This window comes from Kribbella sp. DT2, from assembly GCF_049844575.1.
Lineage (GTDB): Bacteria > Actinomycetota > Actinomycetes > Propionibacteriales > Kribbellaceae > Kribbella.
Map to the genome: position 1 here is coordinate 382,730 of NZ_JBNCLH010000006.1, position 13,791 is coordinate 396,520.

At 71.3% G+C, this 13,791-nt stretch carries 10 protein-coding genes and 1 pseudogene; 9 read left to right on the top strand and 2 right to left on the bottom strand.

Annotated elements, in window-relative coordinates; translation table 11 throughout:
- The 3 genes and pseudogenes from ACLQ2O_RS26375 to ACLQ2O_RS26385 all read left to right on the top strand — a co-directional run.
- Positions 1-1,367, top strand: a pseudogene (locus ACLQ2O_RS26375) (hypothetical protein); the annotation flags it as partial.
- On the top strand, positions 1,361-1,900 hold the full coding sequence (locus ACLQ2O_RS26380) for a hypothetical protein (RefSeq protein WP_425835975.1): 540 nt from the start codon (positions 1,361-1,363) through the stop codon (positions 1,898-1,900). The pseudogene ACLQ2O_RS26375 and the gene ACLQ2O_RS26380, both read left to right, overlap by 7 nt.
- A gap of 3 nt (positions 1,901-1,903) precedes the next feature.
- Positions 1,904-2,221 carry a hypothetical protein gene (locus ACLQ2O_RS26385; RefSeq protein WP_425835977.1) on the top strand — a complete coding sequence of 106 codons (318 nt, stop codon included), beginning with the start codon at positions 1,904-1,906 and terminating at the stop codon, positions 2,219-2,221.
- 120 nt (positions 2,222-2,341) lie between these two features.
- Here ACLQ2O_RS26385 and ACLQ2O_RS26390 read toward each other — a convergent pair whose 3' ends face one another.
- Entirely contained in the window at positions 2,342-3,229 is an 888-nt protein-coding gene (locus tag ACLQ2O_RS26390; RefSeq protein WP_425835979.1) for a hypothetical protein, read from the bottom strand.
- 102 nt (positions 3,230-3,331) lie between these two features.
- Here ACLQ2O_RS26390 and eccCa point away from each other — a divergent pair, with 102 nt between their 5' ends.
- From eccCa to ACLQ2O_RS26420, 6 genes are all read left to right on the top strand, one after another.
- Positions 3,332-7,351: a type VII secretion protein EccCa gene (eccCa, locus tag ACLQ2O_RS26395; protein WP_425835980.1), complete on the top strand. Its 4,020-nt coding sequence runs from the start codon at positions 3,332-3,334 to the stop codon at positions 7,349-7,351.
- A 1-nt stretch (position 7,352) separates the two neighbouring features.
- Entirely contained in the window at positions 7,353-7,769 is a 417-nt protein-coding gene (locus tag ACLQ2O_RS26400) for a hypothetical protein (protein WP_425835982.1), read from the top strand.
- A complete protein-coding gene (locus ACLQ2O_RS26405) occupies positions 7,762-8,811 on the top strand; it encodes a DUF6177 family protein (RefSeq protein ID WP_425835984.1) in 1,050 nt (349 codons plus the stop codon). The genes ACLQ2O_RS26400 and ACLQ2O_RS26405 overlap by 8 nt, the downstream gene beginning before the upstream one ends.
- A gap of 42 nt (positions 8,812-8,853) precedes the next feature.
- Positions 8,854-10,179: a type VII secretion integral membrane protein EccD gene (gene eccD, locus ACLQ2O_RS26410; protein WP_425835986.1), complete on the top strand. Its 1,326-nt coding sequence runs from the start codon at positions 8,854-8,856 to the stop codon at positions 10,177-10,179.
- Positions 10,180-10,188: 9 nt separating this feature from the next.
- Positions 10,189-11,637, top strand: a complete 1,449-nt coding sequence (locus ACLQ2O_RS26415) for a MinD/ParA family ATP-binding protein (protein WP_425835988.1) — start codon at positions 10,189-10,191, stop codon at positions 11,635-11,637.
- Between the two features lie 134 nt (positions 11,638-11,771).
- Positions 11,772-12,317 carry a Rieske 2Fe-2S domain-containing protein gene (locus ACLQ2O_RS26420; protein ID WP_425835990.1) on the top strand — a complete coding sequence of 182 codons (546 nt, stop codon included), beginning with the start codon at positions 11,772-11,774 and terminating at the stop codon, positions 12,315-12,317.
- A gap of 184 nt (positions 12,318-12,501) precedes the next feature.
- Here ACLQ2O_RS26420 and ACLQ2O_RS26425 read toward each other — a convergent pair whose 3' ends face one another.
- Positions 12,502-13,731 (bottom strand): S8 family peptidase, encoded by a 1,230-nt coding sequence (locus tag ACLQ2O_RS26425; RefSeq protein WP_425835992.1) that lies wholly within the window; start codon positions 13,729-13,731, stop codon positions 12,502-12,504.
- Between the last annotated feature and the right edge of the window lie 60 nt (positions 13,732-13,791).

Sequence of the window (13,791 nt, forward strand, 5' to 3'; positions counted from 1 at the left end):
ACCAGCAGCAGGCACACGACAGGGTTCCGGATCCGTCGACCCGACTGGACCGCCCGGCGCCCCACGACGCACGTCCGATGCACGACCAGCCGGCCCCGCCGCGGAACCCCGGCGACATCGAGTCGCGTCTGCACCCGGACGGTCCGCCGGCGCCGCGTGCGCCGCGTGCGCCGCACGACCCGAACCGGATTGACAACCGTCTGCACCCGGACGGACCTCCCGCTCCGCGTGCGCCGCATGACCCGAATCGGATCGACGACCGTCTGCACCCGGACGGTCCGCCCGCTCCGCGTGCTCCGCACGATCCGAACCGGATCGACAACAGGCTCCACCCGGACGGACCGCCGGCGCCGCGTGACCCGAATCGGATCGACGACGGACTGAACCCCGACGGCCCGCCGGCACCGCGCGACCCGAACCGGATCGACGACCGGCTGAACCCTGACCGGCCGCCGGTGCGGGATCCCCGCGAGGACTTCATGCAGCGCCCGCCGCGGGACCCGCGTGAGGACTTCATGCAGCGCCCGGAGACGCCTCCGCGCGATCCCCGGCTCGATTACCGGCAGGACGGTCCCGGCGACGGTCCGGCCCCCGCCGGTGGGCACGACGGTCCGGCTCCGGCCGGTGGGCACGACGGTCCGCAGCAGGGACCTGACCGCGGCAACGGTCCGGACCCCCACGAGCCGGTCGCCGGGGGCAGCCACGACACCGGATCGAGCGGCCCCGACCAGCGGCACGGCGATCACGACCCGTTCGCCGACGACCGGATGGATCCGCAGCCGGCCGAGGACGGGGAGTTCATCGAGGGCGCGCAGGACGCCGAGGACCTCGCGGCCCAGAAGGTCTACCAGCGGGCCCGGGTGGCGACCGACGACGTCCCGAAGGTGGCCGACGAGATCGGTGTCGACCCTGACATCGTGCAGGTCGCCAAGGACAACCTGTTCACCAACAGGAACCAGGTGGTCGCGGTCGCTCCCGGCGTCGTGCGGGAGGGGTACTTCACCCCGCTCGGCCAGGTCGCCGACCTGTGGAAGAAGGTGATGAACGGAACGCCGCTGAAGCCTGGTGAGACGAACGCGTTGCGCGGCCTGATCGCGCACGAGTACGTCGAGGCCAAGCTGATGGAGTCCGGTGTGCCGTACAACTCGCCGCAGCCGGGCGCGTGGAAGAACGGCCGGTACGACGACAGCCGGGAGGCCGCGCGGGCCCACACCGTCGCGCCGCGGCCGTTGCAGGAGTGGGCCGAGGCGGATTTGCTGAAACACTGGAAGAAGATCGGCATCACGCCGCCCCCGGGCGGCCTGGCCGCCGACCTGTCGAACCTGGACGACATCGTCCGGGCCGCGAGAGAGGGAATGGGATGGTGACCGACGTCGCCGCCGCCGAGCGGATGATCGACCGGCTGGCGGCAGTCCGGTACGACGACGACAAGGCCTACGCGCAGCGGGAGTCGCGGGGCCGGCTCGCCCACGAGTTCCTCCGGCGTACGGCGCGGTGGGCGCTGGCGCTCGGCGCCGAGAACAAGTGGCCGCACTCCGACCTGGCGACGGCGCTCGACCCGGAGCTGGCGGTGGATCCCGGGCTGATCGAGAAGAAGATCGACTTCGACGGCGGGACCCGGGGGGAGTTCCCGGTTCGGCGCGAGATCGTCTACCCGATCGTGCACTGGGCGGCGCTCGGCGACCTGCCGAGGCAGCGCTTCCCCGAGCTCGACGACCCGTACGAGCCGTTGCTGCTGATGTTCGAGCGCAGCGGGGGCTACCTGGAGTACAACCGCTTCCTGGAGCTCGGTTACGGTGCTTTCCCGGTCGGGAAGCTGGCCGAGCGGGCCGAGCTGGAGGCCCTGCCGATCGATGTGCCGACGCTGGACGCGCTCGACGCGCAGAACGAGGAGAGCTGAGACATGAGCGAGGACGAGATCGGTCAGGACGAGCTGGAGCAGGCGCACGTGGCGCTGGCGCAGTGGTTCAACGCACGCTCGGGCCCGAACGAACCGCAGTTCGTGCCGGGGTCGTTCTCGGACTGGGATGCGGGCCGCCGGGAGGAGTTCCTGGTGATGGCGCCGTCCGGCGGCATGTCGAACCAGCTGTACCTGGTCGGCGGCGGTCTGGTGCACGCGTACTCGCCGGCGCACGAGACGCACCTCCAGGCGCTGGAGATCGCGCGCGGCGAGCGGGACGGAACGATCCCGGTCACGCCTCCGCAGCCGTCGCCGTTTTGAAGAGATCCTGAGATCGACCGCGGGGTACGGCGCGGAGGCGTGACCTCGCAGTACGGCGAGCGTCCCGCGCACCGCGCCGGACCGGGCGCTCCCAGCCACGGCCGGGAGCGCTGACCGAGGTCAGTTCCTGCGGCGCCGCCAGAACGGGGATCTGAGCGCCTTCGGCAGGGTCACCGAGGGCGTGACGTCCAGGTCGACCGGTAGCTCGGCCAGTAGTTCGCCGACGAGCCAGTAGACGCCGGGCGAGCACGGGTCGGTCGCGTCGGCGTGGGCCTTCGCGACCCAGCGGGCGAACTCGTCGACGCGTGCCTGCATGTCCTGCTTGCGGTCGACCGGGCAGACGACGAGCTGGTCGGTCGACGGCAGCGCCAGCACGGACCCGCGGCCTTTGCCGCCGCCCGGCAGGAGCTTGTCGTGGTCGACCAGCGCCATGCCGACAGTCTGGTCGCCAGGTCGTGTGAAGCGCTGGTACGGCGTACCGGCGACCTCCTGCAACGTCAGGCCTGTCAGGCCGTTCAGCGTCAGCTCCAGACCGGACGGACTGCCAGGCAGGTGCAGTCCGTGCATGACGCGCCGGGCCTGCGACAGCCGGTGCCAGTCCGGGCCACTCTGGATGCCGAACACGATCTCGAAGTACCGGCCGAACGGGACGCTGAGTCCGGCCAGCACGCTGTCGTACGACGCTGTCCAGCCCTGCGGCCGCAACGTGACCCGCTGGCGGTCGGCGACCGCGCCGTACAGGTGCTCGTCGGTGGCCGTGCCGATCTCGGCGACGACCGCGCGCAGCCAGTCGTCGACGGTGCGCGGCCACAGGTGGTTCGGTTGCTGACGGCATCGATCGACGAGCTCGGTCAGTCCGACCTCCGCGCTGGAGACCAGACCCCCGCGGCTCCAGCGGAGCTTGACGATCGGCCCGGCCGGGTCCAGCTCGGCGTCCGGCAGCAGGACCGGCAGCAGGTCGGCGACCAGGTCGAGGACCTGCCGCGGGTCGAACGGTGTATCGGTCATCGGTAGTGAGCCGCCCCTCCACTAGAGTCCGGTGCAGCATGCCATCTGAGGCGTTCATGTCGTGCAGTCGAGGGGCCGGTCGGGCCCAGCTGAGGAGAGACAGTGTCGACACGACTCGTGCACCGCCCGGCGCGGAGCACCCGGAGTATCGACACCGGGCAGCCGCGGGTCATCGAGACCCCGCCGCCCGGCGCGCGAGGCAAGGCCGGCGGCAACGCGATGCAGGCACTGATGCCGGCGGTCGGTGTGCTCGGCTCGGTCGGGATGATGAGCACGATGCGGACCGGGACGTCCGCGGTGATCGGCGTCGGTGTGCTCGCGCTGACCGTGGTCGGCACGTTCGGGATGATGTTCTCCCAGCGCGGCCGGTCCGGCAAGGAGAGCCGCGAGCAGCGCAACCGGTACCTGGACTACCTCGAGCGGCTGCGCGAGGAGTTCGGCAAGATGGAGCGGCAGAACCGCAAGACCGCGCTCGCGCTGAACCCGCCGGCCGACGCGCTGGTGGACTGCGTCCGCGACCCGGCCCGGTTGTGGGAACGCCGGCGCGGCGATCCGGACTTCCTGCTGGTCCGCTGCGCGACCGGGCGGATGCCCGTGGTGCCCGCGACGCTGGCACAGAGCGGTTCGATGATGGACCCGCCGGACCCGTTCATGATGGCCGAGGCCGAGGCGCTGGCCCGCCGGTTCGCGCTGATGCCGGACATGCCGCTGACCATCCCGCTGGACCTCGCGGGCAACGTCAGCATCGTCGGTGACCGCGACGGCGTCGTACGGATCGCGCGGGCGCTGATGCTGCAGGCGGCCGTGTTCCACGCGCCGGAGGACCTCGAGGTGGCGGCCACCTTCCCGGCCAGCGCGCTCGACCAGTGGCAGTGGGTCGGCTGGCTGCCGCACACCGTCGACCCGGAGCGCCGCGAAGGCCCGCACCCGTTCCGCCGGATCGCGTCGAAGCCGGGTGACCTGGCCGAGCTGATCCGGGACGACGTCGCCTCCCGCGTCACGCTGGCCAGCGAGGCCCGCCGCGGCTCGCTCGGCAGCGACCAGCGCCGGATGATCCAGCGCATGATCGTCCTGCACGACACGTACGGCGACGTGGCGACCGAGGTCGTCCCGGCCGACCCGACGCTGGGCATCGGCGAGCTGGGCGTGACCGTGCTGCACCTGGTCCAGGACCGGATGCAGGAGCCGAGCAACGTGGCCATCCGGATCACCGTCCAGGAGGGACGCGTCCTGGTCGAGGACCTGCGCGGCGGTGGCTACATGACCGCCGAGGGGCAGCTCGACGACACCCCGCTGGCGACGGCGGAGGGCCTGGCGCGTTCGCTGGCCCCGCTCCGCCTGTCGGAGGAGTCCCTCGAGGAGGACGCGTCGCTGAAGACCGTCGACTTCATGGGTCTGCTGCAGATCCAGGACCCGGGTGACCTCGACCTGCAGCAGATGTGGGTGCCGCGGCACGAGCGAGCCTTTCTCCGGGTGCCGCTGGGCGTGGACAGCCACGGTCAGCCCGTCGTACTGGACCTGAAGGAGTCGGCCCAGCTGGGCATGGGTCCGCACGGTCTGTGCATCGGTGCGACCGGTTCCGGCAAGTCCGAGGTACTACGGACGCTGGTCATGGGTCTGCTCGCGACGCACTCGCCGGAGGACCTGGCGATGGTGCTGATCGACTACAAGGGTGGCGCGACGTTCGCGCCGTTCGACGGCGTACCGCACGTGGCCGGCATCATCACCAACCTGGTCGACGACCCGAGCCTGACCGAGCGCGCCTACGCCAGCCTGGCCGGTGAGGTGCAGCGCCGGCAGCAGATGCTCAAGGACGCCGGCAACGTCGCCAACATCACCGACTACCGCCTCCTGCGCCAGCAGCGGCCGGAGATGCCGCCGTACCCGCACCTGTTCGTGCTGATCGACGAGTTCGGCGAGTTGCTGACCGCGCGGCCGGACTTCATCGACCTGTTCCTGTCGATCGGCCGGATCGGCCGGTCGATCGGTGTGCACTTGCTGCTGGCCAGCCAGCGGGTCGAGGGCGGCAAGCTGCGCGGCCTGGAGACCTACCTGTCGTACCGGCTCGGTCTGCGGACGTTCTCCGAGGAGGAGAGCCGCACGGTGCTCGACACGGAGGACGCGTTCCACCTGCCGCCGCTGCCGGGCTTCGGGTACCTGAAGGTCGACACCAGCGTCTACCAGCGGTTCCGCGCGGCCTACGTGTCCGGGCCGTACAAGGGCCGCGTGGTGCCGGAGGAGGAGAAGGCCAAGGACGGTCCCGCCGTCCGGCCGTACCTCGTCACGCCGTACCAGCAGCCCGACCTGGCCAAGCTCGCGGCCGAGGACGAGAAGAAGGACGACAAGGACGAGTCGACCGAACGCAGCACCGGGCCGACGGTGCTCGGCGTGTTCGTCGACCAGGTCAAGCCGGCCGCGACGCCGGTCCCGCAGGTGTGGCTGCCGCCGCTGCCGAAGGTCTGCACGCTGGACCAGGTCGGTGGCCCGGTCGACATCACCGCGGCGAGAGGTCTGCAGTACGCCGTACCGGCGCCGCCGATGGCGCCCGCGATCGGTGTGGTCGACGACCCGCGCAAGCAGAGCCAGAGCGTCTTCCGGCTCGACCTGACCCACACCGGTGGGCACGTCGCCCTGGTCGGTGGGCCGTCGTCGGGCAAGACGACGTTCCTGCGTACCCTCGTCACGTCGCTGGCGCACAGCTACACGCCGCAGGAGGTCGCGATCTACGCGATCGACCTGGCCGGTGGTGGCCTGCAGCCGCTGGCCGACCTGCCGCACGTCGGTGGCGTCGCGATCCGGACCGACCGGGAGAAGATCCGCCGGACGCTGGAGGAGGTCCGCGGCATGCTCGACCAGCGCGAGATCGTCTTCCGCGACCGCGGCATCGACACGATGGAACGGTTGCGCACGATGCACGCCGCCGGTGAGCTGCCCGAGCTGCCGGTCGCCGACGTCGTCCTGGTGCTCGACAACTACGGCGCGATCAAGACCACGTTCGACGAGCTCGAGGAGCCGATCGCGGACCTGGTCCAGCGCGGCAGCAGCTACGGGATCCACATGGTCACCGCGATGCTGCGCTGGAGCGACGTCCGGATGGCGACGCAGACGCTGTTCGGGACGGTGCTGGAGCTGCGGCTGAACGACCCGTCGGACTCCAACATCGACCGCCGGCTGCAGGAGACCATGCGCAACGCCGGCGCGGGCCGGGTGCTCACGCCGCGCAACAAGCTGTTCGGTCAGCTGGCGCTGCCGCGGACGGACAGCATGCTGCAGGACGACGACCTCAGCGAGGCGATCCAGGGCCAGGCGCTGGCGCTGAGCTCGGCCTGGCAGGGGCCGATCGCGCCACGGGTCCGGGTGCTGCCGCACAAGCTGGAGCGGTCGACCATGCCCGGTCCGCAGCAGGAGCCCGTCCGGGTGCCGATCGGTCTGGACGAGACGGCGATGGCGCCGGTCCTGCTCGACCTGTTCGAGCGCGACGGGAACCTGGTCATCTTCGGCGACACAGCGTCCGGCAAGACCAACCTGCTGAAGCTGATCATGGAGCAGCTCACCGACCGGTACAGCTCGGACGAGGTCGTGTTCGCGGTGATGGACCCGCGGCGTGGCCTGCGCGGGTTCCTCCCGGACAAGTACCTGGGTGGTTACGCGACCAGCGGCCGGGTCGGTGCCGGGCTGGCCGCAGGTGTGGCGGGCGAGCTGGAGAAGCGGCTGCCGGACGACCTGAACGACGCGGCTCCGCCGCCGGTCGCCGGTCCGAAGGTCATCGTCGTCGCGGACGACTACGACCTGCTGACCAGTGGCGGGCAGGCGCCCATGGACCCGTTCCTGCCGTACATCGCCTCCGGCCGCGACATCAGCCTGCATTTCGTGATCGCCCGCCGCGCCGCCGGTGCCGGGCGTGCAATGTACGAACCGTTCCTGACCACCGTGATGGAGTCCGGCACCGCCGGACTGGTGCTGTCGGGGGACAAGGCCGAAGGTGCCCTGTTCACCGGTGCCGCCCCGGGCAACTACCCGCCAGGTCGCGGGTTGTTCGTCCGGCGCGGCGAGCGGCCATCCCTGATCCAGACCGCGCTGGCGGACGGAACCACGTCCGCGGCCGACCCGAAGGCGGAGTGAAGTGAGCTACGACGTGGTGGCACTGATCGACGGCAGGCCGTCGTACCAGGACGTGCTCGCCGGCATGATGGCCGCGGGACCGGACTGGCTGGTGCGTGAGGTCTCGGACGGCGCCGTACTGCAGCTGTGCAGCCCAGAGGGGACTCCGCTGGCCTCGCTGGAGGCGCCGGTCCTGATCCAGGTGCCCGGTGAGGTCGAACGGCTGCTCGGCGCCGAGCTGGCCGGCACCAAGACCCCCGTGTGGTGGATGGAGGTCCGGGCCAACCCGCAAGAGGGTGGTCCGGAGCTGGCCGACCGGTACGCCGAGACGCTGGTCGAGCGGCTCGGTGGCAGGGTGTGGAAGCCGGTTCCGCCGCCGTTCAACCCGCCGACGCCGGCCGCTACCGCCCAGAACGTTGCTGGAGGCCAGAATGCCTAACCCGGTCGAGCTCAGTCCGGCGATCGACATCCGGACCGACAAGGTCGTCGTGATCATGCAGGACCGCCCGGTGGTCGGCATGTCCGCCTGGATGGTGGACGCGCTCGCCGCGGCGGAGGCGGACGGCCTCGGCCTGCAGCTGGTCACCCCGGCCACCACACAGCTCACCTTCAACGCCCGGACCACGCTGTTCCGGGGGCACGAGTCGCGCTGGGTCGTGACCGAGCCGAACGGTGAGGGCGCGTACGACGGCCAGGGCGGCTCGAAGCTGCAGTGGGACGGCGAGATGTTCTCGGCCGTCGCCGCCGGTGAGCAGGACAAGGTCGACATGAGCCCGACCTTCGCGGCGGTCGAGCTGGAGCTGCCCTGGCAGCTGATGATCACCGCCCGGGTCCGCTACCAGGCCCTGGAGACGACGGTGGTCGGCAAGGCCGCCGAGCAGCTGTTCAAGGACCTGACCGGTGCCGCGCCGGCGGGCTGGGGCACGGCCGAGCCGGTCACCCAGCCCTGGAACGTCGGCCAGCTCACGGCGTACTGCCGGCGGCGGGCACCGAAGCCGACCTGGCTGTCGCTGAGCGGTGGCAAGGACGGCCTGAGCGCGGCGGGTGCGGTCGAGATCCACCGCCGGCCCGCTGGGCTGGAGGAGGTCATCACGATGGCCGTCTCCACTCCGGAGGACCTGCCGTCGCCGGACGACGTACGCAAGGTGGGGGAGCGGCTGGCGAACTCCTTCGAGCTGGTCTCGTTCTTCGCCCAGGGCACGCGCGGCAACGGCAAGGACACCAACGCGATCCCGCACTGGACCGGCGTACCGGCTCCGATGGCGATGGCGGTCGGGAACGAGGCGCTGCAGGGCACCAACGCGGAGAAGGCGCTGGACCTGAACGGCGTCGCCGACATCACGCCGGTCAAGATCGGCCCGTCCGGTACGCCGGCGGTCTGGTACCCGATCGGTGACGGCAAGAACCAGCTGGACTGGAACGTCTACAGCGCGCTGCTCGGCCGGCTGGTCCCGCCGGGTGCGCCCGTGGCCGGCCAGTAGTAGTTCTCGCTCAGCACTAGCAACGATCAGAGAGGTGTGACGGTGGCTGCGGTCTACAGCCGGGTGACGATCATCGGGCGGCAGCGTCAGATGGACGCCGTACTGCCGGTCGACGAGCCGTTGGGCCGGCTGATGCCGGACCTGCTGCGGATGCTCGGCGAACCGGTCGATCCGTCGCCGCGGCGCCGGTACCTGACCACCCCGACCGGGCAGACGGTCTCGCTGGAGCTGACGCTGGGCTCGGCCCAGATCGGTGACGGCGCCGTGCTCCGGCTGGCCGCGGAGGGCGAGGTCCCGCCGCCGCCGACCGTGTACGACGTGGCCGAGGAGGCGGTGGACGACCTCGAACGGCGGGGCACCACCTTCCAGCACAAGCACCGCCAGTGGGCCGCCGGGGCCGCGCTGATCTTCGCCCTGCTGGCCGGAGCGATCGCGTTGGTCCGCGGGACCGAGCCTGACATCGCCGCGTTCGTGGTGCTCGTCGTCGGGATCGTCACCGGTCTCGGCGGCGTCCTCCTGGGCCGGGCCAATCAGCGGGCGACCGCGATCGCCCTGCTCGTGGTGACGCCGGTGCTGCTCGCCATCGTGGCCTGGTCGCTCGGGATGTCCGAGGACTGGTCGGTGCCGATGCGCGGTGGCATCGTCGCGCTCGCCCTGGGCGTCGGCCCGCTGCTGTTCGCGATGGCCGGCCTGGCCGGTGGCGGTCTGGTCGGCGGCGGTACGGCGATGATCTTCGCGGTGATCTGGATCATCGGCGTCGGTGCCGGGGTCTCCGCGGACAAGCTGAGCGCGCTGATCGCGGTCGTCGCGGTCCTGCTGCTCGGCGTCCTGCCTCGCCTGGCGCTGTCGCTGTCCGGGCTGACCGCGCTGGACGACGTACGGGCCCGTGGCAACGAGATCGGGCGCCCGGACGTCGAGGCGGCGCTGAACGCCGCCCACGTCGGTCTGGCGCTCTCGGCCACGGCGATCGCGCTCTGGTCGGCGGCAGCCGGCCTGGTGCTCGCGCTGCACGGCTCCGCCTGGACGGTGAGCATCGCGGCGCTGCTGGCACTGCTGCTGTGCTCCCGCTCGCGGCTCTACCCGCTGGCCGCCGAGGTGCTCGGACTGTTCGCCGCGGCCGGAGTTGTGATCGCCGCGCTGGTCCAGGATCTGTCCCAGCAGTCGGTGGGTGGCACACTGGTAGCAGTCGGGCTGCTCGTGGTGGTGGCGATGGTCGGAGGCTTCGGCCTCTGCTGGACACCGCAGGACCACGTGCAGGTCCGGCTCGGTCAGGTCCTGGACCAGGTCCAGGTGCTGGCTGTGGTGGCGCTGGTCCCGTTGGTGCTCGGCGCCTTCGGAGTGTTCAGCGATCTGCTCGACGTCTTCTGATCGGATGGTATGACCGGGCCGAACTGGCAGGCGGACATGATGGCCCGCCTCGACGACACGGCGGCAGCAGCCGGCCCACCGGCCGCTCAGCAGCCGCCTGCCCCTCAGCAGGCGCCGACGGGGCAGCCGATGACGCCTCCGCCCGCGCCGACGGGCCGCGGGTGGGGTGCGCCTGTGCCTCCGCAGCAGCAGGTTCCTCAGTACGAGCAGCAACCGCAGCAGTACCAGCAGCCTGGGCCGCCGCCCGCGCAGCAGCAGCAGGATCCCCGGTACCAGCAGCAGCAATGGCAGCAGCCGCCTCCTCCTCAGCAGCCGTACCAGCAGCAGGCGCCGTACTATCCGCCGCCGCAGCAGCAGTACGCGCCGCCGCCTCCTCAGCAGCAGTACCAGCAACCGCCGTACCCGCAGTACCAGCAGCCGCCGGTGCAGCAGTACGAGCAGCAGCCCCAGTACCAACCTCAGTACCAGCAGCAGTACGACCCGAACTACGCGCAGCAGCAGCAACCGCAAGGTGATGGCAGCTGGAACACCCCGCAGGCGCAGGAGCCGAGCGGCTGGGACAACCCCATGCCGGACGGCGGTCCCGGCCGCCAGGCCTACACGCCGCAGTACCACGATCCGCTGGGCGGTGCGTTGCCGGTGGCAACGAACACCGTCGGCCTGCAGCACGAGGAGAAGCCCGGCGGCTTCCTGCGCAAGGTGGGCCGGTTCGCGGCCGAGGCGGCGTACATCGCCGGTGCCTCGGGCCGGATGCAGCGCGACGTCGAGAACATCGCGGTGATCCGCCGCCCGATCGGGATCGGCCGGATGATCGGCGTGCTCGGCCCGGTCCCGCAGAGCGGTACGTCGACGGTGACCGCGTTGCTCGCCGACACGATCGCCTCCCAGCGCAGCGACATGGTGCTCGCGGTCGACGCGTTCCCGCTCGAGGGCAAGCTGACCCACCGGCTCGACCAGGGCATCGCGAACACGCCGAGCTCCCGGGTCCAGCTGGCCCGCGCCGAGTCGACCGCGGACGCGATCAGCGACGTCCTGGCCTCCCGCAACGTCGGCGGCGCGAACCAGATCCCGATCTCGCTGGTCGACTGCCCGGCCGGCCTGTTCGACGAGGCCACGGCGTACGTCGCAGGCTCGTCGCACGCGGTCGCCCTGGTGATCCCGACGGCCCGCGAGGACGCTCCGGCGAGTATCGCCCAGCTTGACCAGCTCAGCCCGGAGGGCCAGCAGATGCTGGTCCAGAAGGGGCTGGTGATCATCGCGGAGAACCGGCCCGACGACCCGGAACCGGTCCGCTGGCTGCAGTCGGCCGTGTCCGACCGCGGTCTCGGGTACGTCGTGCTCCCGTACGACGCGCACTTCCAGCACGCCTGGCCGCTGCGCCCGGAGATGCTCGAGCCGGCCACCCGGCGCGCGGCGCTGGAGATGGCCGCCCGGCTGGTCGAGCGCGCGACGCGTTGAACAAGTTTCTCGTCGCGCTTGAACCGATCGGTTGATCCAGCCGTTCCTCCTGGTACGACCCGGTTTGGCCGGGTCGGGTAGAACAGCAGGTAGCAAAGCGTTCAACTACATCCAGCTCACGGAGGTCCAGATTCATGAGCGACGACAGAACGGCCAAGCTCGACCGGGTGCCGCTCGACCAGGTGGTGGCAGACGTGCGGGACCGCCGATCGGTGCTGCGCGGTGCCGCCGTGGTAGGGCTGGCGGGCGTGAGCGTGCCGTTGCTCGCGGCGTGCGGTGACGACGGCGAGGCCGGCGGTACGCCGAGCAGCACCCAGACCAGCGCACCCCCGTCCGACGCCCCGACGTCGGCCCCCAGCTCGGCGCCCTCGTCGGCTCCGTCCGCGGGCGGCCCGGTGCTCGGCCCGGCCTCGGACGTCCCGGTCGGCGGCGGCGCGGTCTTCAAGGACGCGAAGGTGGTCGTCACCCAGCCGACCGCCGGGCAGTACAAGGGCTTCACCGCGGTCTGCACCCACATGGGCTGCATCGTGGCGAAGGTCGAGAACGGCGAGATCGACTGCAACTGCCACGGCAGCAAGTTCAGCGCGACCGACGGCAGCGTGAAGAGCGGACCGGCGCGCGACCCGCTCGCCGCGGTGACCGTCTCGGTCCAGGGCGGGAACATCGTCGGCTCCGCCTGACCCCGGTCCCGCACGCTTCCGACTTTGTGCACCGGCCGGCCACGAACTCGACGTTCGAACGGCTGACCGGTGCACAAAGTCGGAAGAGGTTGGCGCCGGCGATCGACTTTGTGCACCGGCCAGCCGGGAATTCGGGGGTCGGTTGGTTGATGGGTGCACAAAGTCGATCGGGCGACGGGGTGGGTTACTTCTGCGCGGCCGGGTCGACGGCGCCGACGAACAGCAGCTTGTTCGGCGAGCCGGTGCCCGGGTCGCCGACCTTGTCCGGCGTGGAGGCACCGAGCAGTCCGGTCGCCACCTCGGCCGGCGTGGCGTCCGGGTGGTCGGCCAGGTAGAGCGCGACCCCACCGGCGACGTGCGGCGTGGCCATCGACGTACCGCTCATCGTGTCGGTCGCGTCCGGTGCGGTGATGCCGACCGACTCGACGTCCACGCCCGGCGCGAACAGGTCGACGCACTCGCCGAAGTTCGAGAACGACGCCTTCGCGTCGGCGTCGTCGGTCGCGCCGACGGTGATCGCCGAGGGCTCCTTGGCCGGCGAGGTGCTGCACGCGTCCGCACTGTCGTTGCCAGCAGCAACGGCGTACGTGACGCCGGAGCCGACCGACGCCTTCACGGCCGCGTCGAGCGCCGCGTCCGCGCCGCCGCCGAGGCTCATGTTCGCGACCGCCGGCTTCTTCGCGTTGGCGGTCACCCACTCGATCCCGGCCACCACGGACTCGGTCGAGCCGGAGCCGGCGCAGTCGAGCACGCGCACGCCGAACACCTTCGCGCCCTTGGCGAGCCCGTAGGTCTCACCGGCGATCGTGCCCGCGACGTGGCTGCCGTGCCCGGCGCAGTCGATGCCCTCCTTGCCGTCGCCGACGGTGTCGGTGCCGACCGAGGCGCGGCCGCCGAAGTCCGTGTGCTCGGGGTAGATCCCGGTGTCGATCACGTAGACGTTCACGTTCTCCGCGGTCGACGAGCCGGTGTACTTCTTGTCCAGCGGCAGATCACGCTGGTCGGACCGGTCCAGGCCCCACGTCGGGTTGTCCTGGCTGGCCTGCATCTTCTGGTTCTGCTGCACGAACGCGACCCGCGCGTCGCCGGCCAGCTTCTTCGCCTGGTCCTCACTCATCGCGGCGGAGAAACCCTGGATCGACGCGCTGAACTGCTTGCGCACGGTCGCGCCGTACGACGTCGCCAGGCTCTGTGTGGTGGCCTTGGTCGCGGCGGCCGACCGCTCGCCCTTGAGGACGACGACGTAGCTACCGGGAATCGCCGTCGCGCTGCCGGCGCCGCGGACGGTGGCGGCGGCTGGCTCGTCGGCGTTGCTCGCGACGCCGGTGGCGACGAGGCCCGACACGGCCAGCGCCGAGGCGGCGGCCACGCCGAGCACTGCTCTGGTACGACGGGATGGGGTGACTGGGGACATGGGCGGTATCTCCCTCTGCAAGTGCGTGCGGCCCGGTGCCTCACGCTCGGTCCTGCCGTA

Coding starts and splice junctions, on each gene's coding strand:
- ACLQ2O_RS26380 (WP_425835975.1), top strand. CDS start 1,361: ATGGTGACCGACGTCGCCGCCGCCGAGCGGATGATCGACCGGCTGGCG.
- ACLQ2O_RS26385 (WP_425835977.1), top strand. CDS start 1,904: ATGAGCGAGGACGAGATCGGTCAGGACGAGCTGGAGCAGGCGCACGTG.
- ACLQ2O_RS26390 (WP_425835979.1), bottom strand. CDS start 3,229: ATGACCGATACACCGTTCGACCCGCGGCAGGTCCTCGACCTGGTCGCC.
- ACLQ2O_RS26405 (WP_425835984.1), top strand. CDS start 7,762: ATGCCTAACCCGGTCGAGCTCAGTCCGGCGATCGACATCCGGACCGAC.
- ACLQ2O_RS26415 (WP_425835988.1), top strand. CDS start 10,189: ATGACCGGGCCGAACTGGCAGGCGGACATGATGGCCCGCCTCGACGAC.
- ACLQ2O_RS26420 (WP_425835990.1), top strand. CDS start 11,772: ATGAGCGACGACAGAACGGCCAAGCTCGACCGGGTGCCGCTCGACCAG.
- ACLQ2O_RS26425 (WP_425835992.1), bottom strand. CDS start 13,731: ATGTCCCCAGTCACCCCATCCCGTCGTACCAGAGCAGTGCTCGGCGTG.